At 66.2% G+C, this 21,434-nt stretch carries 23 protein-coding genes; 12 read left to right on the top strand and 11 right to left on the bottom strand.

Annotated elements, in window-relative coordinates:
- Window positions 1–8: 8 nt before the first annotated feature.
- Complete coding sequence (clpS, locus tag KW845_RS22620; protein ID WP_218371623.1) at window positions 9–323, bottom strand: ATP-dependent Clp protease adapter ClpS; 315 nt, start codon at window positions 321–323, stop codon at window positions 9–11.
- Between the two features lie 224 nt (window positions 324–547).
- Between clpS and KW845_RS22615 the strand changes: the two genes are divergently transcribed.
- Both KW845_RS22615 and KW845_RS22610 read left to right on the top strand, forming a co-directional pair.
- The gene (locus KW845_RS22615; RefSeq protein ID WP_012249572.1) at window positions 548–793 is read left to right on the top strand and encodes a cold-shock protein; all 246 of its coding nucleotides are present in this window, start codon (window positions 548–550) and stop codon (window positions 791–793) included.
- Window positions 794–959: 166 nt separating this feature from the next.
- A complete protein-coding gene (locus KW845_RS22610) occupies window positions 960–1,391 on the top strand; it encodes a DUF192 domain-containing protein (RefSeq protein WP_255592933.1) in 432 nt (143 codons plus the stop codon).
- A 72-nt stretch (window positions 1,392–1,463) separates the two neighbouring features.
- On the opposite strand, the gene pcaF is transcribed toward KW845_RS22610, so the two are convergent.
- The 4 genes from pcaF to xseA all read right to left on the bottom strand — a co-directional run bounded on the left by pcaF (window position 1,464) and on the right by xseA (window position 6,409).
- On the bottom strand, window positions 1,464–2,669 hold the full coding sequence (gene pcaF, locus KW845_RS22605) for a 3-oxoadipyl-CoA thiolase (protein WP_218371621.1): 1,206 nt from the start codon (window positions 2,667–2,669) through the stop codon (window positions 1,464–1,466).
- Window positions 2,670–2,794: 125 nt separating this feature from the next.
- Window positions 2,795–4,177 (bottom strand): chloride channel protein, encoded by a 1,383-nt coding sequence (locus KW845_RS22600; protein ID WP_255592864.1) that lies wholly within the window; start codon window positions 4,175–4,177, stop codon window positions 2,795–2,797.
- 168 nt (window positions 4,178–4,345) lie between these two features.
- Window positions 4,346–4,924, bottom strand: coding sequence for a superoxide dismutase (sodB, locus tag KW845_RS22595; RefSeq protein ID WP_218371620.1), 579 nt, complete (start codon window positions 4,922–4,924; stop codon window positions 4,346–4,348).
- Window positions 4,925–5,056: 132 nt separating this feature from the next.
- Window positions 5,057–6,409: an exodeoxyribonuclease VII large subunit gene (gene xseA, locus KW845_RS22590; RefSeq protein WP_218371619.1), complete on the bottom strand. Its 1,353-nt coding sequence runs from the start codon at window positions 6,407–6,409 to the stop codon at window positions 5,057–5,059.
- Window positions 6,410–6,756: 347 nt separating this feature from the next.
- Between xseA and KW845_RS22585 the strand changes: the two genes are divergently transcribed.
- From KW845_RS22585 to rpsT, 10 genes are all read left to right on the top strand, one after another.
- Window positions 6,757–7,377 carry a MotA/TolQ/ExbB proton channel family protein gene (locus tag KW845_RS22585; protein WP_218371618.1) on the top strand — a complete coding sequence of 207 codons (621 nt, stop codon included), beginning with the start codon at window positions 6,757–6,759 and terminating at the stop codon, window positions 7,375–7,377.
- Window positions 7,374–7,787 (top strand): biopolymer transporter ExbD, encoded by a 414-nt coding sequence (locus tag KW845_RS22580; protein ID WP_218371617.1) that lies wholly within the window; start codon window positions 7,374–7,376, stop codon window positions 7,785–7,787. The genes KW845_RS22585 and KW845_RS22580 overlap by 4 nt, the downstream gene beginning before the upstream one ends.
- Window positions 7,784–8,842: a tetraacyldisaccharide 4'-kinase gene (gene lpxK / locus KW845_RS22575; RefSeq protein ID WP_218371616.1), complete on the top strand. Its 1,059-nt coding sequence runs from the start codon at window positions 7,784–7,786 to the stop codon at window positions 8,840–8,842. The genes KW845_RS22580 and lpxK overlap by 4 nt, the downstream gene beginning before the upstream one ends.
- Before the next feature lie 39 nt (window positions 8,843–8,881).
- Window positions 8,882–9,070 (top strand): Trm112 family protein, encoded by a 189-nt coding sequence (locus KW845_RS22570; protein WP_218371615.1) that lies wholly within the window; start codon window positions 8,882–8,884, stop codon window positions 9,068–9,070.
- A 3-nt stretch (window positions 9,071–9,073) separates the two neighbouring features.
- On the top strand, window positions 9,074–9,838 hold the full coding sequence (kdsB, locus tag KW845_RS22565) for a 3-deoxy-manno-octulosonate cytidylyltransferase (RefSeq protein WP_218371614.1): 765 nt from the start codon (window positions 9,074–9,076) through the stop codon (window positions 9,836–9,838).
- A 93-nt stretch (window positions 9,839–9,931) separates the two neighbouring features.
- On the top strand, window positions 9,932–10,588 hold the full coding sequence (gene adk, locus KW845_RS22560; RefSeq protein ID WP_218371613.1) for an adenylate kinase: 657 nt from the start codon (window positions 9,932–9,934) through the stop codon (window positions 10,586–10,588).
- A gap of 75 nt (window positions 10,589–10,663) precedes the next feature.
- Window positions 10,664–11,422 (top strand): 3-hydroxyacyl-CoA dehydrogenase, encoded by a 759-nt coding sequence (locus KW845_RS22555; RefSeq protein ID WP_218371612.1) that lies wholly within the window; start codon window positions 10,664–10,666, stop codon window positions 11,420–11,422.
- Between the two features lie 49 nt (window positions 11,423–11,471).
- Entirely contained in the window at window positions 11,472–13,031 is a 1,560-nt protein-coding gene (murJ, locus tag KW845_RS22550) for a murein biosynthesis integral membrane protein MurJ (RefSeq protein ID WP_218371611.1), read from the top strand.
- A 142-nt stretch (window positions 13,032–13,173) separates the two neighbouring features.
- Entirely contained in the window at window positions 13,174–14,163 is a 990-nt protein-coding gene (locus tag KW845_RS22545) for a FecR domain-containing protein (protein WP_218371610.1), read from the top strand.
- Between the two features lie 93 nt (window positions 14,164–14,256).
- Window positions 14,257–14,520, top strand: a complete 264-nt coding sequence (rpsT, locus tag KW845_RS22540) for a 30S ribosomal protein S20 (RefSeq protein WP_218371609.1) — start codon at window positions 14,257–14,259, stop codon at window positions 14,518–14,520.
- A 102-nt stretch (window positions 14,521–14,622) separates the two neighbouring features.
- Here the strand turns inward: rpsT and garL are convergent, their stop codons facing one another.
- From garL to KW845_RS22510, 6 genes are all read right to left on the bottom strand, one after another.
- Complete coding sequence (garL, locus tag KW845_RS22535; RefSeq protein WP_218371608.1) at window positions 14,623–15,390, bottom strand: 2-dehydro-3-deoxyglucarate aldolase; 768 nt, start codon at window positions 15,388–15,390, stop codon at window positions 14,623–14,625.
- Between the two features lie 33 nt (window positions 15,391–15,423).
- Window positions 15,424–17,169: an L-arabinonate dehydratase gene (araD, locus tag KW845_RS22530; RefSeq protein WP_218371607.1), complete on the bottom strand. Its 1,746-nt coding sequence runs from the start codon at window positions 17,167–17,169 to the stop codon at window positions 15,424–15,426.
- A 68-nt stretch (window positions 17,170–17,237) separates the two neighbouring features.
- The gene (locus tag KW845_RS22525; protein ID WP_218371606.1) at window positions 17,238–18,356 is read right to left on the bottom strand and encodes an Ldh family oxidoreductase; all 1,119 of its coding nucleotides are present in this window, start codon (window positions 18,354–18,356) and stop codon (window positions 17,238–17,240) included.
- 66 nt (window positions 18,357–18,422) lie between these two features.
- Window positions 18,423–19,196, bottom strand: a complete 774-nt coding sequence (locus KW845_RS22520; RefSeq protein WP_218371605.1) for a FadR/GntR family transcriptional regulator — start codon at window positions 19,194–19,196, stop codon at window positions 18,423–18,425.
- An 81-nt stretch (window positions 19,197–19,277) separates the two neighbouring features.
- The gene (locus KW845_RS22515) at window positions 19,278–20,360 is read right to left on the bottom strand and encodes an SMP-30/gluconolactonase/LRE family protein (RefSeq protein WP_218371604.1); all 1,083 of its coding nucleotides are present in this window, start codon (window positions 20,358–20,360) and stop codon (window positions 19,278–19,280) included.
- A gap of 63 nt (window positions 20,361–20,423) precedes the next feature.
- The gene (locus KW845_RS22510) at window positions 20,424–21,353 is read right to left on the bottom strand and encodes a dihydrodipicolinate synthase family protein (RefSeq protein ID WP_218371603.1); all 930 of its coding nucleotides are present in this window, start codon (window positions 21,351–21,353) and stop codon (window positions 20,424–20,426) included.
- Between the last annotated feature and the right edge of the window lie 81 nt (window positions 21,354–21,434).

Genomic DNA, 21,434 nt, shown 5'->3' with positions numbered 1-21,434 from the left:
GCTTCTTCTTAAACCGGCTCCATGACGCACTGCAACGGATGCTGGCGGGCGCGCGCATATTGCGCAACCTGCGCAATGCGCGTGGCCGCCACATCGTGCGGATAAACGCCACAGGCGCCGCGTCCCTCGTGGTGGACTTGCAGCATGATGCGGGTAGCGTCTTCCTGGTTCTTGCCAAAAAACTTCTGCAGAACCTTCACCACGAATTCCATCGGCGTGTAGTCGTCATTGAGCAGCAATACTTGGTACATGGGAGGCGGCGCGGTGCGGGCCGGCGCCTTTTCCACAGCCACGTCATGCTGGGTATCCAAGGTCGAACTCATAGGGCGGGATTCTATTGAAACAGGGGGCAGTAACGCCGGGACTTACGTAAAATTACACGCAGAAATGCGTAGTTTCCATACTTGACGCCGGAAAGAAAAGCAGAGCATTATCCACGCATTCGGGGGTCCTTAGCTGCAGGGAGGCCCACCCGGAAGCCGGAAGGCTGCCGGCTCAGGCCGGGATGCCTTCTGTCAAACATATACGATTCAATGAGGCAGTCCGCATGTCTGATACGACCGCAACCGCCGTCCAAGGGGACAATCCCAAATCGACGGGTACCGTCAAATGGTTCAACGATGCGAAAGGTTTCGGCTTCATTACGCCCGATGACGGCGGTGAAGATCTGTTCGCGCATTTTTCGTCCATCCAGATGAACGGGTTCAAGACCCTGAAAGAAGGCCAGAAAGTGGCGTTCGAAATCATCCAAGGCCCTAAAGGCAAACAGGCTTTGAATATTACGTCGGCCTGACGCCCAGTATCCATATCGCGCCGCCCGTGCGCCGGCCCACCGGCAACGGGCGGCGTTATTGCCCGGGCGGGGCGCAATGCCCCGCCCTTGTTATTTTCCGCTGTTTCCCCATCTCATGTCGACCCATCGCCTGCCGCCCTTCCCGCAACTCTTGATCAAGGCGGCCATGGCCCTTGCCGCATTGCTGGCATCCCTGCCCGGGGCCCAGGCCCAGCATGGGCCTGCCGCCCCCCAGCGCGGCCTGCCAATAACGGAATTATCGGCCGGCATCCATATCATTCGCGCTGAAGTCGCCAGCACCGACGACACTCGCCGTGTCGGCCTGATGCACCGGCAAAGCCTGCCGGACAACCAGGGCATGCTGTTCGTGTTCGAGACTCCCGACCTGCAGTGCTTCTGGATGCGCAACACCCCCCTGCCCCTGTCGATTGCCTTCATCGCCGATGACGGCACTATCGTCAACATTGCCGATATGGCACCGCAGACCGACGATGCCCATTGCTCGGCCCGGCCGGTACGCTATGCGCTCGAAATGGCGCAGGGCTGGTTCGCGTCGCACGGCATCCAGGCAGGCAACCGCATCGGCGGCCTGCCCTGATTCGCCGCCTGGCTGCCGCCCAGAACGAAAAAGAGCCGGCAAACCGGCTCTTTTCGTTGCGGCGAAGCGTGTTCAGACGCGTTCGAGAACCAGCGCAATCCCCTGGCCCACACCGATACACATCGTGCACAGCGCATAGCGGCCACCGGTGCGATGCAACTGGTTGATGGCGGTGGTTGCCAGGCGGGCACCGCTGGCGCCCAAGGGATGGCCCAGCGCGATGGCACCACCATTCGGGTTGACGCGTGCATCGTCATCGGCAATGCCCAGCTCGCGCAACACGGCCAGGCCCTGGGCGGCAAACGCCTCGTTCAGCTCGATGACGTCGATCTGGTCGAGTTTCAGGCCGGTGAGTTCCAGCACCTTGCGGGTGGCCGGCGCCGGGCCGATACCCATGATGCGCGGGGCCACGCCGGCGGTGGCCATGCCCACCACGCGCGCGCGCGGCGTCAGCCCGTGGCGGGCAGCGCCGCGCTCATCGGCCAGCAGCAGCGCCGCGGCACCGTCGTTCACGCCCGAGGCATTGCCGGCCGTGACCGTACCGCCTTCGCGCACGACGCCCTTCAGGCGGCCCAGCGCTTCCAGGCTGGTTTCGCGTGGATGTTCGTCTTTGGACACCACGATCGGATCGCCCTTTTTCTGGGCGATGGACACGGGCGTGATTTCGGCATCGAAAAAGCCTTCCTTCTGCGCGCGAGCGGTCTTTTGCTGGCTGGCCAGGGCGAACTTGTCCTGGTCTTCGCGGTTGACCTTGAAATCGTCGGCCACGTTCTCGGCCGTCTCGGGCATGGAATCGACGCCGTATTGGGCCTTCATGAGCTTGTTGACGAAGCGCCAGCCGATGGTGGTGTCGTAGATGGCGGCGTTGCGCGAGAACGCGCTGTCGGCCTTGCCCATGACGAAGGGCGCGCGGCTCATGCTTTCGACGCCGCCCGCCAGCATCAGGCCGGCCTCGCCCGCGCGGATGGCGCGTGCCGCGGTGCCCACGGCGTCCAGCCCCGAGCCGCACAGCCGGTTCAGCGTGGCGCCCGGCACCTCGGTCGGCAGCCCGGCCAGCAGGGTGGCCATGCGGGCCACGTTGCGATTGTCTTCGCCCGCCTGATTGGCGCAGCCGAGGATCGCATCGACCAGTTCATCCCAGTGCACGCCCGGGTTGCGGGCCATCAGCGCCTTGATCGGTACAGCGGCCAGGTCGTCGGCACGCACCGGCGCCAGGGCGCCGCCGTAACGGCCGAAAGGAGTGCGAATGGCATCGCAAATGTAGGCATGCACGGTCATGGATCGAAACTCGAAAAGTGTTGGAAGAAAAAGCCGAATTTATCGATGTTACGCCAGCGGGGGCTGCCCCGGGACGGTGCTGCCCCGGTGTGTCCATATGACGGACGGTGCCTGGCGGCCGGACACTAGGGCTCACCGCGGCCGGCTCGGCCGGCCTCGACCTGCGCCTGCCGGCGATAGCGTCCCGCTGCAAAATGATAGAACGGTTGCGGGCAGAACTGCCGCGCCACCACCGAGGCCGACAATGCGCCCACCAGCAGCCAGAACAGCATGGGTTGGCTGCCGGTCATTTCCATGACGATCACGCTGGCCGTCAGTGGCGATTGCGTGGCCGCGGCCAGGAATGCCGCCATGGAAATCAGCACCAGCACGCGGCGGTCGACTTCGCCGCCGCTCAATTCCCACAAGTGCTGGCCCACACCCGCGCCGGTAGTCAGGGCGGGCGTGAAAATACCGCCGGGGATGCCGGCCCAGTACGACACCACCGTGGCGCCCAGCTTGGCCAGCCCGAAGGCCGCCGGGCCTTCGGCTTCACCCGAAAGCAGTCCGCCGGCCACCGCGTAGCCGGTGCCATATACCGTGTTGCCGCTGAGAGCTCCCAGCACCGCCAGCGCCAGGCCCATGGCGGCCGCGGTATAGATGGGGTGGCGGCGGATCCAGCCGCGCCACGAGGCTGGCGCGACGCCCGAGGCGCCCCTGCCCAGCAGGCGGCCGAACACGCCGCCCAGCACGCCGTTGACCAGGCCGCACAGCAATACCCACATCGCCATGTGCTTGGGCAAGGCCTGGCCGCCGAAGGTACCGAAATATGGATTGTTGCCGGCCAGCGCCACCACCAGGAAGCCCGCTGCCAGCACACCGATCAATACCAGCCGCTGCCAGCGCAGTACCGTGCCACGCCCCAGCTCTTCAATGGCGAAGATGACGCCCGCCAGGGGCGCGTTGAATGCGGCGGCCAGCCCGCCGGCGGCGCCGGCGGCGATCAATTCGTTGGCATGGAAGCCGCGCAGCGGCACGCCCATGCGCCGCCAGAAACGCCCCCAGGCCAGCATGAGCGCGGCGCCCACCTGCACCGACGGACCTTCGCGCCCGGCCGAAGCGCCAGCCGCCAGCCCCAGGAAGGTCAGCGGGATTTTCCAGGCGGTCTGCCGCAGCGATACCAGGCTGCTCTGGGCCGGCCCGGGAGCCAGCGACAACGCACCGATCACCTGGGGAATGCCGCTGCCGGCCGCATTGGGCGCCAGCCGCAGGGTCAGCCAGCGCAATGCGCCGAATGCCACCGGAATCAGCAGGAAGGCCAGCCAGCCGTGGCTGGAGGTCCAGGCACGGTTCCATTCCAGCGCCAGGTCGGCCAGCCAGGCAAAGCCCAGCGACATCAGGGCCACCAGCGCGGCGCCCCCCAGCAGCAGCCCCAGTTGCAGGCTTTTGCGCGACAGGCGCCCCATCTGGCGCGCCTTGCGGCGAGCCAGCAGGCGCAGGCGGGACATCAGGCGGCTTGGCGATTGCATGGGCGCATGGCAGGCAAACGGTAATGAGGAAAGAGGGCTCGCGGTGTGGCCGCTACCTTACCACCGGGACGGCCCGCGCCGCACCCAGGCTCGGGCTCGGACCAGCATGGCTGCGGCCCAACGAAAACGCCCGGCACAAGCCGGGCGCACGCATGAGCAGCAGGCCGATCAGGCAAAGTTCTTGGCAGCGAAGTCCCAGTTGACCAGCGCCCAGAAGTTTTCCAGGTACTTGGGACGCGCGTTGCGATAGTCGATGTAGTAGGCGTGTTCCCAGACATCACAGGTCAGCAGCGGCTTGTCGGCCGTGGTCAGCGGCGTGGCGGCGTTGCTGGTGTTGACGATGTCGAGCGAGCCGTCGGCTTTCTTGACCAGCCAGGTCCAGCCCGAGCCGAAGTTGCCCGCGGCGGACTTGTTGAAAGCTTCCTTGAAGGCGTCGAAGCTGCTCCACTTGGCATTGATGGCGTCGGCCAGCTTGCCCGAGGGCGCACCGCCCGCGTTGGGAGCCAGGCTGTTCCAGTAGAACGTGTGGTTCCAGATCTGGGCCGCGTTATTGAACACGCCGCCAGAGGACTTCTTGACGATGTCTTCGAGCGAGGCGTTTTCGAATTCGGTGCCCGGGATCAGGTTGTTCAGGTTGGTGACGTAGGTCTGGTGGTGCTTGCCATAGTGAAACTCGAGCGTTTCTTTGGAGATGTGCGGGGCCAGTGCGTCCAGCGCGTAAGGCAGGGGGGGAAGAGTATGTGCCATGTGGGTTCCTTCTGTTGAGTGCACGATCAAGCGGGATCATTGTATCGGCTCTTGCCACGGGTACCGGCTTAACCCTGCTTGGGCGTGGGTTAACGCCACCCATGGCCGCTTGGAGCCGCGCCTGGAGCCGGTTTACTGGCGCTTGTCCAGCACTTGCACCTGGGCGCCACCCTGCGCGAACGTCAAATCCAGTTCCTCGCCCCGCGTCAACGGGGCGGCATCGCGCAGGATGCGGCCCTGCGCGTCACGCACGATGGCGTAGCCGCGGGCCAGAGTGTGCTGGGGATCGAGCGCGCGCAGATGCGCGGCGAGCGCGGCGACACGCGCCTGCCGGGTAGCCAGTTGGCGCGCCTGGGCCTGGTCCAGGCGGCGCGCCAGCGCGGCCAGCCGTTCGCCGGCGCGGTCGAGGTCGGGGGTCGCATGCGCCAGCCGTTGCGCCAGCAATCCGGTGCGCGCGGCCCGGTGGCCGTGCGGGCCCTTCCAGGCAGACGCCAGGCGGTGGCGCAGCGTGTTCAGGCGTTCGGCCTGGTGCGCCAACCGGCGGGCCGGCGACACCAATTGTGCGGCCGCGCGATCCAGCCGCTGCGCAGCCATATCCAGCCGGCGCTGCTGCCCGCGCGCCAGGCGCTGGGCCGCCTGTCCCACCCGCCCCAGCAAGTCGGCGCGCGACACGCAAGCCAGTTCGGCCGCCGCAGTCGGCGTAGGGGCACGCACATCGGCCACGAAGTCCACGATGGTGAAATCGGTCTCGTGGCCGACACCACTGATCACGGGAATGGCACTGGCGGCCACCAGGCGCGCCAGGGTCTCATCGTTGAAGCTCCACAAGTCTTCGATGCTGCCGCCGCCGCGTACCAGCAGCAGCGTGTCCACTTCCTGGCGCGCATTGGCCAATTGCACCTGGGCCGCCAACCGGGCCGCCGCATCGGTGCCCTGCACCGGCGCGGGATACACCACCACCGGTACTTGCGGCGCGCGCCGGGCCAGGGCCGACAGCACGTCGCGCAGCGCGGCCGCATGCAGCGAGGTGATCACCCCGATGGCGCGCGGCAGCGATACCGGCACCCGCTTGACGGCAGGGTCGAACAGCCCTTCTTCAGCCAGTTGCGCCTTCAGGCGCAGGAATGCCTCGTACAGGTTGCCCAGGCCGGCGCGCCGCATGCCGTCGGCCTGCAGTTGATAGTCGCCGCGCGGCTCGTACAGCGAGACCCGCGCGCGCACTTCCACTTGGTCGCCGGCACGCGGCACGAAGCCCACGGCCGTGGCGCGGCTGCGGAACATGACGGCGCGAACCGCTGCCCGGCTGTCCTTCAGCGTGAAGTACCAGTGGCCCGACGCGGCCTGGGTAAAGTTGGAAATCTCGCCGCGAACCCACAACGACGGAATGTTGCGCTCCAGCAATTGGCCCACGGCTTGATTTAGCTGGGCAACCGTCATGATATCCCGCATAAATACGTCGTTTCTTACGGGAAATTCAACTGTCATAAGGCTTTCCGAAGAGATATCTGTCCACAGGGCTTGCCACGCGGGCTCAAATGATATCGCAGCCACACCGGCAAGCGCCCGACTGCCCGCAACGCCAGCAATTTAGTAGCAAGTACTTGTTTTTTATACAGAAAATAGCTGAGCACATATGGGCGCCCCCCCTTCAATCCAGCTCAGAACCAGCATCCGTCCGTGTTTACGGGAAGTTCTGCACAGAATTATCCACAAAAACTGTGGATAGATTCGACATCGGAAGCGGCCTTGCCACGTGCCCCTTCCGCCCGTTACAGTTCGCCCTTGAAATCGGGCTGCGCCGCCAGGCGCGGTCACCCCCGGGAGCCCACGTCTTGCTGTCCATTTTCCACGAAGCCGGCTGGCCGATCTGGCCGCTGCTTGTCACGTCCGTGCTGGGCCTGGCCCTGATCGTCGAACGCCTGCTCTCGTTAAGACGCAGCCTCATCCTGCCGCGCGGACTAGCCGACCAGGTACTGGACATGCACCGCAACGGCCAGGATACCCCCGAGGCCCTGCTCAGGCTCGAGCGCAACTCGCCGCTGGGCCGCATTTTGGCCGAAGTGCTGCGCCAGCGGCGCCAGCCGCGCGAAGTGCAGCGCACGGCGGTCGAGGATATCGGCCGCGCGGTGGCCCACGACCTGAACCGCTACATCCCGGCCCTGGGCACGGTGGCCGTCATCGCCCCGCTGATGGGCCTGTTCGGCACCGTGGTGGGCATGATCGAGATATTCGGTTCGTACACGCCCGCGGGCGGCGATCCGGCGCAATTGGCGCGCGGCATTTCGATCGCCCTGTACAACACCGCGTTCGGCATCCTGATCGCCATCCCGGCCATGATCGCCCACCGCTACCTGCGCGGGCGGGTCGACGGCCTGCTCAATGCGATGGAACAGATTGCCGCCCGGGTGGCGCGGGCTTGCTCGCCGGCCACGCAACCCGGGAACCTGCCATGAACTTCCGCGGTGTCCGCGGTGAACGCGACGATCTCGAGATCAACCTGATCCCGCTGATCGACGTACTGCTGGTCATCCTGATCTTCCTGGCCGCCACCACCTCGTTTGCGCGCTATACCCAGTTGAAGGTCACCCTGCCCGAGGCCGCCATCGAGCAAGACACCCCGCCGGCCATCGAAGTCGCGATCAGCCGCGATGGCCGATACGCGGTCAATGGTACGCTGGTAGACGCCGCCGGTCCGGCCGACATGGCCCAGGCCTTGACGCTGGCCGCTGCCGGCAAGGCACAGCCGCTGTTGCTCATCAATGCCGACGCCCAGGCCACGCACCAGTCGGTGGTCAACGTGATGGAAGCCGCCCGCCTGGCAGGCATCGGGCGCGTCAATTTCGCCGCTCAGAACGCCAGGTGAAGCCCCCTTCTTCCCGCACCGCATTTCCGCATCGCCATTGGCAGCACGATGGCTGGCTTGCCTGGCTGCTGCGACCACTGTCGGCCCTGACCGCCTGGCACGTGACGCGGCGGCGCGCCCGATACCAGGCCGGGCGCCGCGCGGTGTACCGTGCGCCCGTGCCCATCGTCGTCATCGGCAACATCTATGTGGGCGGCACCGGCAAGACCCCCGTGGTCATCGCCACCGTACAAGCCTTGCGCGAGCGCGGTTGGACGCCGGGGGTGATCAGCCGGGGGTACGGGACGCGTGTCGGCCCGCAAGCCCGGGTCGGCCAGGGCGAACTCGACCCCTGCCACTTTGGCGATGAACCGGCCCTGATCGCCCGTGCCACGGCGGCGCCCGTGGCCGTTCACCCGCGCCGCGCCCTGGCTGCCCAGGCCCTGCTGCGGCAGCACCCCCAGGTCAACGTCATCGTGTCCGACGACGGCCTGCAGCACCTGGCGCTGGCGCGCGATGTCGAAATCGTCGTCCAAGACGAGCGCGGCATCGGCAACGGCCGCCTGTTGCCGGCCGGCCCCCTGCGCGAACCCGCTGCGCGGCTGGATACAGTCGATGCGGTCATCACCAACCGCAGCAATGGCCCGCCTGCGCCGGCCCATCCCGATGGCGGGCCGCGGCGCGCCGACATGCGGCTCGAACCCGGCGCGGCCCGGCACCTGCAAAGCGGTGCCTGCCGCCCCCTGGCCGATTTCGCCGACCGTACCGTGTTTCCGGGCGTCGCCGCCGCAGCGGGCATCGGCAATCCGGGGCGCTACTTTGCCACGCTGCGCGCCGCGGGCATACGGGCCGACCCTTGCCTGGCCCTGCCCGATCATTACGATTACCGCCGCTCGCCCTTTGATGCGGTACACGCCGACGCGATCCTGATCACATCGAAAGACGCCATCAAATGCCGCGGCCTCGATGACGCGCGTCTCTGGGAAGTCCCCGTGCAGGCGCGGCTGTCCGACCCGGGCCTGTTCGACTGGCTGGCGGCGCGCCTGCGCCGGGCTGCTGCCGAAATCGCGCGCTGAAGCGCCGCCCGCCCCCCCAAACTGTTTTAGAATCGCGGCATGGAATCCCGCCTTCTCGACACTCTCGTGTGCCCGCTGTGCAAGGGCCGCCTCGACTATGACCGTGCCCAGGCCGAACTGGTCTGCCACGCCGACCGCCTGGCCTATCCGGTGCGCGACGGCATTCCAGTCATGCTCGAATCGGAAGCCCGGCAACTGGATGCCGCACGCCCCGACAATCCGGCCTGAGCCGTGAGCTTCATCGCCCTGATCCCCGCGCGCATGGCGTCCACGCGCCTGCCCGACAAGCCGCTGGCCGACATCGCCGGCAAGCCCATGGTGGTGCGGGTGGCCGAGCGCGCCGCCCGCTCGGGCGCCGCCCGCGTCTACATCGCCACCGATGACGCCCGGGTCGAACAGGCGGTGGCGGCGCATGGCCACATGGCGCTGCTTACCCGCGCCGACCACCCCACCGGCACCGACCGGCTGGCCGAGGCCGTCGAGCAACTCGGCCTGCCCGACGACGCCATCGTGGTCAATGTGCAAGGCGACGAACCCCTGATCGATCCCGCCCTCATCGACGCCGTGGCCGCTTCGCTGCAAGACCATCCCGGCGCGGCCATCGCCACCTGCGCCAGCCCCTTGGCCGACGCCGAAGCGCTGTTCAATCCCAATGTGGTCAAGGTGGTGTGCGGCACCGACGGGCGCGCACTGTATTTCTCGCGGGCTCCCGTGCCGTGGGCGCGCGACGCCCTGGCCTCCGGCCAGCGGGTCCTGGCACCCGGCCTGCCGGCCTTGCACCACATCGGCCTTTATGCATACCGCGCAGGATTCCTGCGCCGCTTCCCGACGTTGCCCCAGGGCATGCTGGAACGCTACGAAGCCCTGGAACAACTGCGCGCCCTTGAACACGGCCACGCCATTGTCGTGCATTGCACGCTGCAGCCCCCGATGGCAGGGGTGGACACGCCTGCCGACCTGGAGCGGGTGCGGGCGCTGTACGCTGATGGGTTATAAGGGGTTTCCCTTGATAGCCGCGGCCACAAGGGCTGCTGCGTTGCGGCATAATCGTTCCCGGTCATAAAAATTCCCAATCATTCAGGAGCACCCATGCGTCTCATCCTGCTCGGACCGCCCGGCGCCGGCAAAGGCACCCAGGCCGCATTCGTCACCCAGCATTTCGCCATTCCGCAGATTTCCACTGGCGACATGTTGCGCGCGGCTGTCAAGGCAGGCACGCCGCTGGGTCAGGAAGCCAAGAAAGTCATGGATGCGGGCGGCCTGGTATCCGATGAAATCATCATCGGCCTGGTACAAGACCGCCTGGAACAACCCGATTGCACCAACGGCTACCTGTTCGATGGCTTTCCCCGCACCATCCCGCAGGCCGACGCGCTCAAGAGCGCCGGCGTGGCGCTCGATTACGTAGTCGAGATCGAAGTTCCCGAAGAAGACATCATCGAACGCATGAGCGGCCGCCGCGTGCATCCGGCCAGCGGGCGCAGCTATCACGTACGCTTCAATCCCCCCAAGCAGGACGGCCTGGACGACGTCACCGGAGAAGCCCTGGTGCAGCGCGACGACGACCGCGAAGACACCGTGCGCAACCGCCTGGCCGTCTACCAAAAGCAAACCCGGCCCCTGGTCGACTACTACGCCTCGTGGGCCCAGGCAGGCGACGGCAAGGCCCCCAAGTACCGCAAGATCTCGGGCGTGGGCCCCGTCGACGATATCAAGGCCCGCCTGTTCCAGGCGCTGGCAAGCTGAGCCGGCATCGCTTTCCACTTGCGCCGCGGCATGCCGCGGCGCCTCACTGAACTCATCTGCTTCCAAAGACCCGACATGGAAATCGCGAACAAGGTATTCATCGTCACTGGCGGCGCGTCCGGCCTGGGCGCCGGTACGGTGCGCATGCTGGTGGAAAACGGCGCCAAGGTCGTTATCGCCGACCTGCAAGACGAACCCGGCCAGGCCCTGGCCAACGAACTGGGCCAGCGCTACGTGCATTGCGACGTTACCCAGGAAGCCGACGGCAAGCAGGCCGTGGCCGCCGCGCTCGAGATGGGCGCGCTGTTCGGCCTGGTCAATTGCGCGGGCGTGGCTCCGGCCGCCAAGATCGTCGGCAAGAATGGCGCGCACCCGCTCGACCTGTTCCAGAAAGTCGTTGCCATCAACCTGATCGGCAGCTTCAACATGATGCGGCTGGCCGCCGAAGCCATGAGCGCAAACACGCCCGAGCCTACCGGCGAACGCGGCGTACTGATCAACACAGCTTCGGTGGCGGCGTTCGACGGCCAGATCGGCCAGGCCGCCTACGCGGCCTCGAAGGCCGGCGTCGCCGGCATGACGCTGCCCATTGCGCGCGACCTGTCCAAGACCGGCATCCGCTGCATGACCATCGCCCCGGGCATCTTCGGCACACCCATGATTTTCGGCATGCCCCAGGAAGTGCAGGATTCGCTGGCCGCCAGCATCCCCTTCCCCGCGCGCCTGGGCCGCCCTGAAGACTACGCCAAACTGGTGCGCAGCATCGTCACCAACGATATGCTCAACGGCGAAACGATCCGCCTGGACGGCGCGATCCGCATGCCGCCCAAGTAACTGTTTCCTGCGCGCCTGCCTTGCTGGCGCGCGCTTTCCTTTCCTGTCCATGAGCCTGTTCCGCTCGGCCGCCACTGTCAGCAGCTTCACGCTGCTGTCGCGCATTACCGGCCTGGTCCGCGACATCCTGGTTGCGCGCGCTTTCGGTGCCGGCCCGCTGACAGACGCCTTCTGGGTCGCGTTCCGCATTCCCAACCTGCTGCGCCGCCTGTTTGCCGAAGGCGCATTCGCCCAGGCCTTCGTGCCCATCCTGGGCGCCGCCCGCAATGAACGCAGCGATGCCGAGGTACGCACCCTGCTCGACCGCGTTGCGCTGCTGCTCACGCTGGCGCTGATGGCCGTCACCGTGCTGGGAATCCTGGCCGCCCCGTGGGTGGTTACCGCCATGGCCAGCGGCCTGCGCGGCGATGCCCGCGACACTGAATTCGGCGCCGCCGTCTGGATGACGCGGGTCATGTTCCCGTACATCTTGTGCATGTCGCTGGTGGCGTTCGCCTCGGGCGTGCTCAATACCTGGCGGCGCTTTGCCGTCCCCGCCTTCACCCCCATGCTGCTGAACCTGTCCATGATCGCAGCCTGCCTCTGGCTGGCGCCGCGCATGGACATCCCCATTTACGCGCTGGCCGTCGGCGTGATGGCCGGCGGCATGGCCCAACTGGCCATGCAATGGGCCGCGCTGGCGCGCCTGGGCCTGGTGCCACGGCTTTCCACCAACGCGCGGCAGGCCTGGCGCGACACCACCGTGCAGCGCATTCTCAGGCAAATGGCTCCCGCCACACTGGGGGTATCGGTGGCGCAGATATCGCTGCTGATCAATACCAATATCGCCACCTGGCTGACGCCCGGCAGCGTCACCTGGCTGTCGTTCGCCGACCGCTTGATGGAATTTCCCACCGCCCTACTGGGGGTTGCGCTGGGCACCGTGCTGTTGCCCAGCCTGTCGGCCGCGCATGCCCGGCAAGACGACACCGGCTATTCGGCGTTGCTGGACTGGGGGCTGCGCCTGGTGCTGTTGCTGGGCTTGCCCGCCGCCCTGGGCCTGGCCTTGCTGTCCGACGGGCTGGTAGCCACGCTTTTCCACTACGGTGCGTTCCAGGCCCAGGACGTCGCCCAGACCCGCCTGGCTGTCATTGCCTATTCGGTTGGCCTGATCGGCATCCTGGGGGTGAAGATCCTGGCCCCGGGGTTCTACGCCCAGCAAGACATCCGCACCCCGGTGAAGATCGCCGTGATGGTGCTGGTGGCCACCCAACTGATGAACCTGGCCCTGGTGCCTGTCCTGGCCCATGCCGGCCTGGCGCTGGCCATCGGGCTGGGCGCCACGCTGAACGCCCTGGCATTGCTGATCGGCCTGCGGCGGCGCGGCGTGTACCGCCCCTCGGCAGGCTGGCCGGTGTTCCTGCTGCGCATGGTGCCTGCGCTGGCGGCCCTTGCGCTGGTACTGGTCTATGCCGACCACCGCCTGGACTGGGTAGGGTTGCAGGCCCAGCCGGCCCACCGCGCCCTGTGGCTGGCCGCGGTACTGGCCGCCAGTGGCCTGGCCTACTTTGCGGCCCTGTTCGTATGCGGCTTCCGGTTACGGGATTTCGGCCGGCGCCGTGCCGATTGAGCGCTGCGTTACCCTACATTTGCCTCTTTTCGCCTCAAATCTGCCAAAAAGGTAAAAAACTGCGCTCAGACTATGTAATCTAAAGTAAAAAAAGCATTATTATTTAATAATGCAACTGCTCGGTAGTCCTTCGGGTTCGCTCATGGCACCGGATCCCTCGTCCAGTCAGACGCCGCCTCTCGCAGACCAGGTCATAGACTGGCTCCTGCTGTTGCGTTCGGGCCGCGCAACGCAACACGACTACGCCGAGTTCCTGGCTTGGCGCGATGCCAATCCACAACATAACAACGCTTGGCAACAACTGACGGGAACCCTGGGCGGCGCGACGTTCGGCCGGCTGGGCGATTCGTACCCGGCAGGCTACGACTCCGATCTGCCCCCGCTCGAACTGCAACCGGTGTCCCACGCGCGCCGGCGTTTCCTGGGCGGCGCTGCGTTGCTGGCGGCCGGCGGCATGTCGGCCGCGTACGTCGGCAACATGTTCTTCCCGCTGGGCAGCCTGGCATCCGATGCCGCTACCGGTACCGGCGAACGCCGCCGCTACATGCTGTCCGATGGCAGCGAACTGCTGCTGGACGCGCGCAGCCGCATCGACCTGAACTACACCGCCAATACCCGCAAGCTGAAATTGCTGGCCGGTGCGGTCACGGTGGCGGCCAGTACCGACGACAAGCGTCCGTTCACGGTGGAAACAGCCGAAGGCACCATCCGCTCGGGCGGCAGCCGCTACATGGTGCGCCAACAGCCGCATCGCACGCTGGTGGTGGCGCATGACGATCCCATCACCATCGAAACCCTGGCCGGCGCTCACGACACCCTGCGCCCGGGCCTGGGAGTACGCTTCGATGCCGTACGCGTCGGGGTTCCGCGCGCCGAGCTCGCCGCCCAATCCGCCTGGGAAGACGGCCTGATCGACGCACGCGGCCAGCCCTTGGGCGAAATCGTCCAGGCGTTACGTCCCTATTATTCTGGCAGCCTGCGCGTGTCCATGGCAGCCGGCGGCCTGCCCGTCTTCGGCGAATACCCGCTGGACGACGTCAATGCCACCCTGCGCACCCTGGAAGGCGACATGCCGATCGATGTGCGTCGCTTCACCCCCTGGTTTGTCACCATAGGCGTGGTCTCGGCCTGACGCCTCTTGTTGCCCCGTACGGGCAAAGATCTTGCAATCCCCGGCAGAGTTGCTACAATGTTGGACTTTGCCGAATTCACTAGATACCGCAACATGGCCAATACCGCCCAAGCACGCAAACGCGCCCGTCAATCGGTCGAGCGCAACAAGCACAATTCCAGCCTGCGCTCGATGCTGCGCACCGCTATCAAGCGCGTACGCCAGTCCATCGCTGCCGGCGACAAGGCCACGGCGGGTGAAGTGTTCCAGAAAGCCAGCAGCGTGATCGATCGCGTGGCCGACAAGAACATCATCCACAAGAACAAGGCCGCTCGCCACAAGAGCCGCCTGTCTGCCGCCATCAAGGCGCTGGCCTGATCATTCTGCCGCCCTGAACGGGCGGCATGAATACGGCAAAACAAAAGGATGCCCGCGGGCATCCTTTTGTGCTTCTTGCCGCCCGCCAGGCCAGGCCGGCCCTCAGGTAGGAAACGCCTCGCGCAGCGCGAAAGTAGCCTGCTTGAATACGCCCAGGTCGGTACCCACCGCCACGAAATGCATGCCCATGTCCAGGTAGCGGCGCGCATCCGCGTGCACAGGTGCCAGAATGCCCACCGCCTTGCCCTGCGCGCTGGCGCGCTGGTACAGGTGGCGTATGGTGTCCTGCACCTCGGGGTGCCCCGGGTTGCCCAGATGCCCCAGCGCAGCTGCCAAGTCTGACGGGCCGATGAAAATGCCGTCCACGCCCTCTACGGCGGCGATCTCGTCCACTGCCTCGATACCGGGCCGGCTTTCGATCTGCAGCAGCACGCAGATGTTGTCGTTGATGGTGTGCAGGTAATCAGGCACCGTGCCGTAGCGATTGCTGCGCTGCAAGCCAGCCACACCGCGCATGCCTTGCGGCGGATAGCGCGTCGCCGCGACCGCGCGGCGCGCATCTTCTTCGGACTCGATGAACGGAATCAACAGGTTGTAGAAGCCGATATCCAGCAAGCGCTTGATCTCGACCGGATCGTTCCACGATGGCCGGCCCACCGCCGCGCTGGCACTGCTCTGCAAGGCCTGCAACTGCTGCAGGAACATCGGAACATCATTGGGCGAATGCTCGCCGTCGAGCAACAGCCAATCGTAATTGGCCAATCCGACCAGTTCGGTCGTGATGTGGCTGGACATGCACATCCAGAAGCCGATGAGCCGCTCGCGCGCCAGGATGCGCTGGCGAAAACGGTTGGGCAGCGGTGTAGTCATGGCGATTCCTTGTCTGGTAGTAAATATGTGGCGTCAATGGATCTCGGGCTCGCCGGCGGCTTCCTGGCGCTGGTCGGTCTGCAGGAAATCGAAATCGCAGCCGGTGTTGGCCTGCCCGACATGCTTCAGGTACAGCACGCCGTAGCCGCGCTCGAAACGCGGCGGCGGCGTCTGCCAGGCTGCCTTGCGCTCGGCCAGCTCGGCCTCCGACAACTGCACGTCCAGGCGCCGATTCGGAACATCCAGGGTGATCAGGTCGCCATCGCGTACCAGCGCCAGCGGGCCGCCCACGTACGCTTCGGGCGCCACGTGCAGCACACAGGCGCCGTAGCTGGTGCCGCTCATGCGCGCGTCCGAAATGCGCAGCATGTCGCGCACCCCTTGCTTCAGTAATTTCTGCGGAATCGGCAGTTGTCCCCATTCGGGCATGCCCGGTGCGCCTTGCGGGCCGGCATTCTGCAGCACGATCACGCTATCGGCATCGACATCCAGGTCCGGGTCGTCGATGCGCGCGACCATGTCGTTGTAGTCTTTGAACACCACTGCACGGCCGGTATGGGTCTGCAGGTGCGCCTCCATGGCCGGCGGCTTGATCACCGCGCCGTCGGGCGCCAGATTGCCACGCAGCACGGCGAGGCCGTCGCAGGCAACGAGCGCCTGTTCGCGCGTGCGGATCACGTCGTCATTGAAGACGCGCGCCCCGGCGATGTTCTCGCCCAGCGTGCGGCCATCGACGGTGCGCTGCGAGGTGTCCAGCAGGTCGCCCAATTGCATCATCAGGGCGCGCAGGCCGCCAGCGTAATAGAAGTCTTCCATCAGGTACTTGCCCGCCGGGCGCAGATTGGCCAGCACCGGGGTACTGCGCGCCAGGCTGTCGAAGCGGTCCAGGTCGAGCGGGAATCCGCAGCGCCGCGCCATGGCGATCAAGTGCACCACCGCATTGGTCGAGCCCGACAAGGCCAATACCGTACGCACCGCGTTGTCGAACGACGCGGCCGTCAGCAAGCTGGACGGCGTGATGTCTTGCCACACCATCTCGACGATGCGCTTGCCCGACAAGCCGGCCATCTGGGCATGGCGCGAATCCGGCGCCGGAATCGACGAATAGCCTGACAGGCACATCCCCAGCGCCTCGACCGCCGCCGTCATGGTCGAGGCGGTACCCATGGTCATGCAGTGGCCGGGCGAACGCGCAATACCGTCTTCGACGCCCTGCCAGTCTCCTTCGGTAATGTTGCCGGCCCGCAGTTCGGCCCAGTATTTCCAGGTATCCGAACCCGACCCCAGCGTCTGGCCATTCCAGTTGCCGCGCAGCATCGGCCCGGCCGGCACGAAGACCGTGGGCAAGTCCATCGAGGCCGCGCCCATCAGCAGCGCCGGCGTGGTCTTGTCGCAACCGCCCATCAGCACACAACCGTCAGCCGGATAAGAGCGCAGCAGCTCTTCGGTTTCCATGGCAAGCAGGTTGCGATAGAGCATCGTGGTGGGTTTCTGGAACGGCTCGGACAAGCTCATGGCCGGCATCTCGACGGGGAAGCCTCCTGCCTGCCAGATGCCGCGCTTGACCTCTTCCACACGCTGCTTGAAATGGCTGTGGCAGGGATTGATGTCGCTCCAGGTATTGATGATGGCGATCACCGGCTTGCCCGCATAGTCGGACCGGTGATAGCCCATCTGCGCCGTGCGCGAGCGGTGGCCGAATGAACGCAGGTCTTTCACGCCATACCAGCGATGGCTGCGCAGGTCTTCGGGGCGCTTGCGCTTGGAGTTGTCAGTCATGATGAGGCGGAGTCCTTCGATGAGTCGTCGTGGTCCGGCGGTATGGCCGTGTCGTTTCGGGAAGTTCGTCAGGCACCCAGCACATAGGGTACGCCGCCGCGTTCGCACAATGCCCGCAACCGCTGTGCCAAGGCTTCGGGAATGGGAATGCCGTCGCGCAGGCGGCGCTGGCGCTCGGCGGCTTCGGGCTCACCCGCCACCTGCACCGGTTGCGCCGGATCGGCAGCGGGCGTGTCGTGCAACAGGTCGATCACGTCGTCTACGTCTTCCTCGAATGAGCCCGATTCCCGGAAGGCATCTGGATTGAGCGCCAGGAAGAAATGGCCTATGTCATCGGGCTCGCCAGGCTGGCGCACGGCGGCACGGCGTGCCGCCATGGCGCTGCCGCCCAGGGTGCCGCCCAGTATCTGGGCCATTACGGCCAGGCCATAGCCTTTGTGGCTGCTCATGGCAGCGGTGCCGCCCAGCGGCGTCAGGCCGCCGTCGGGCCGCTCGAAGATATATTGCATGGCCCGCGCAGAGTCGGTCACGCTTGCCCCCTGCCCGTCCACCGCCCAGCCTTCGGGCAGGCGCTTGCCATGGAAGTCGTACACCTTCACTTTGTTGGCCGCCACCGTGGTGGTGGCCATGTCCAGCACGAAGGGTTCGTTCTGCGCCGCCGGCGCGGCGAAGGCGATCGGATTGGTGCCCAGCACCGGGGCCGTGCCATGGGTCGGCACCATGATCAAGGTGGTGGCGCTGCTGGTCACCAGCCCGACCACCCCGCGCCGCACCGCAATGCGGGCGTAGACGCCGGCCGCGCCGAAATGATGCGAGTTGCGTACCGCCACCGCGCCCACGCCATGCTCAAGAGCCTTGTCCACCGCCAACTGCATGGCCTGCGCCGCCACCGGGTAACCCAGCCCGCCCATGCCGTCGAGCAACGCGGTCGACAACGCATCGCGCACCACGCGCGGACGCGCATCGATGCGCAGCGTACCCGCCCGCAGCTTGGCCTCGTACGAGGGCAGCATCGAGATTCCGTGCGAATCGATGCCCAGCAAGTCGGTCTCGGTCATCAGGTCGGCCGTGGTGGCGGCCAGGTCGGCCGCCATGCCCCAGGCGTTCAGAACCTGCAGAATCTGTTCCCGCACCTGTCCGGCAGGCACATCCACCGTTGCCAATTGCACACCACTGCTGCCCTGCACTGCTCGTCTCCTTCGGGCCTTGCGCCCATTTTATGCTTGCACGATCGGCCCGGTGCGGGCGACCGCCTAGTCTCGTTCGCGGTCGACCAGGCGATGACGAGCCTGGCCCAGGTGGAACTGCATGGCTACGCGGGCCCGTTCACCATCCTGTTCGCGAATCGCGCCCAGGATCGCGGCGTGCTCGTCGGCCACGCGTTGCGCGCGCTGGCGCGAACCGGTGCGGGTCAGGCTGAGCGTCAGGCGCATGAAGCCGCTGATGGATTCGTGAATGGATTCCAGCACGCCCAGGTAGTAGTCGTTGCCGGTGGCCTGCGCGATGCTGGCATGGAACGCCAGGTCGGCCTCGGGCGATACGTGGCCACGCTCGAGTTCGTCGACGAAGGCCGCATGCGCATCGGCAATACGGCGCAGTTCTTCGTCGGTGCGGCGCTGCGCGGCCAAGCGGGCCGCGTCGCCTTCCAGGGCCACGCGCACTTCTTGCGCTCGCAGATAGGCGCCGACATTCTGCACATCGCTGAATGTCTTCAGGCGCGGCGCGGGCTGGTGGCTGACGAAGGTGCCCAGCCCTTGATGGGCGGTGACCAGGCCATCGGCGCGCAAGCGCAGCAGCGCCTCGCGCACGACCGGCCTCGACACCCCGAAGCGTTCGCAAATTTCGTGTTCCGAAGGCAGCTTGTCGCCTACGTTCAGGCTGCCGCCGGCGATCTGTTCGAAGATCTGGCCGTACAGTTGGTCAGCCAGCCGCACGCGCTGGCCACGCTCGAGCACCAATGTGCCGGCCTCTGTCGCTGTTGCTGCCGCGGCCGGCGCCGGTGCGCCAGCCGATTTCTTGCGTATCACCTCACTCCCCTTTCTGCGTTGCGAGATACCGGCGCGTTGCGGGCGCCATTCATCTATATACCACTGTCGGGCGCCGGTCGCTCAGCCGGCCGCCGCCCCTTGTGTGCTGACGTACAAGGCATAGATCGAATGCGAAGATGCCATGAACAGGCGGTTGTGCTGGGCGCCGCCAAAGCAAAGGTTGGCGCAGCGTTCGGGCAAGTGGATATGGCCCAGCCGCTTGCCCTGCGGCGACACTACCATCACGCCATCCTTGTCCTCGCCCATGCCCCAGCCACACCACAGGTTGCCATCGGCATCGCAGCGCATGCCGTCGATGGTGCCGCCCTGCGCATCCAGGAACACGCGGCGATTGCCCAACCCGGCCCCGCCATCGGCCACTTCGTAGGCGTGGATCAGCCGATTGGGGGTGGCGCGGCCTTCCACCACGTACAACTGCGACCCATCCGGCGCAAAGCACAGCCCGTTGGCGCCCTTCAGGTCGGTGATCATGGCCTCGCCCTTGCCCGAGGCCGCATCGATGCGGTAGACGGTATGCGGCAATTCGGCCGTGGCCTTGCGGCCCTCGTAGTTGCCACCGATACCGAAGGGCGGGTCCGAGAACCAGATCGAACCATCGGAATGGCAGACTACGTCGTTGGGCGAGTTCAGCGGCTTGCCCTGGTAGTTGTCCATCAGTACCGTGACCGATCCGTCGTATTCCGTACGCGTGACGCGACGCGTCAAGTGTTCGCACGTCACCAACCTGCCCTGGCGATCGCGTGTATTGCCATTGGCGTAGTTCGACGGTTTGCGGAATTCGCTGACCGCGCCGGTTTCCTCTTCCCACTTCATGATGCGATTGTTGGGAATGTCACTCCACAGCAGGAAACGGCCATCGCCGAACCAGACCGGCCCTTCGGCCCAGCGCATGCCGGTGGCGATGCGTTCCACGCCGGCATTGAACAGGCGGTAAGGCTCGAAGGCCGGGTCCAGCACCTGGATAGCCGGATCCGGATAGGCCGCGGCCGGCTGCCAGGCGTACGCCTGGCCCGGCAGCACGGCCACCGCAGCGGCACCCGCGCCGGCCAGCAGCCGGCGGCGCGACGGATCCGCCGGCGCATCGCCAGCGGACAGCATTCCCTGGAAGGCCGGCCGTGGCGGCCGCATATCGGCATCGTGCATGCATGTCTCCGGTTTGTCGTGGTGCGGGAAAACTTGCGCGAGTGCGGGCGCGCGCCAAGAAAGCTAGGCGGTGGCGGGCTCCTTGTCCCATTCCAGCAGGCTGCGCACCACCGGGCCCACGCGCTGGCGTTCGGCTTCGGACAGTCCGGTCAGGAGCGGCAGCATCGGTCCCATGCCGGCCACGCCCGACAGCGTCACGGCATCGTGCAGCACGCGGATCGGACTGATCTCGTCGCGGCAGTCTTCCAGCCCCAGGTAGTGCGTGCGCACCTGCTCGGCCTCGTCGAAACGGCCTTCATGCAGCAGGCGCAGCAGGCGCATCGAGCCGCGCGGCGCCACGCACACCGACCCCGACGTGAAGCTCTTGAGCCCGAACTGGCGAAAGTGCGTAATGGCCGGACGTTCGCCACTGCCGCTGACCAGCCAACGCGAATCCACGGCTTTCAGCAACGTCGACAGATACGGGTCGTCGCTCGGGTCGTCGCGCACCACGGCGTATTTCAAGGCCACGATGCGGCCTTCGTCGACCAGGCCGGCCACCGTATCAGGCGCCAGGTAGCCGGACGATTTCAGGTACACCACCACCGGCTTGCCCAGCGCGTCGCTGAAGCGCCGGATGCCGTCGGCCAGCCCGGCATCGGTATACGGGAATGACATGGGCAGCAGCATGGCGGTGGGAAACGCGCGCGTGCGCAGGATGGCCGCCTGGTCTATCAGCTTGCCGTAGTCCGGCCCGGCCGAGGGCAGCACCCAGGTGTCCTCGCCCGCCGTCTCGGCCAGGAAATCCACCACGCGCGCATATTCGCTTACGCCCACGTTGTAGAAGTTGGCATTGCCGCCATACATCACGCTGCGCACGCCGCCTTGTTCCAAGTGGCGCAAGAGCGCCTGGTTGGCGTTCGTATCCAGCGACAGGTCGGCCTTGCGCGCCAGCGGCGGAACGGCAATAACGGAACGCTGCAGATCGGCGGCGGTGACCGGGGTGGTTTTCATGGCGGTAACTCCTGGAAGCCCTGTTGTCGAAGTAGATGTCGAAAAAAGTATACTTGGTTGACAAGTAAAAGCTCAATACCT

It is taken from the genome of Bordetella sp. BOR01 (assembly GCF_019218885.1).
Classification (GTDB): domain Bacteria; phylum Pseudomonadota; class Gammaproteobacteria; order Burkholderiales; family Burkholderiaceae_B; genus Bordetella_A.
The sequence above is the reverse complement of the archived record's forward strand: the minus strand, read 5'-3'. Positions and strand labels throughout refer to the sequence as shown.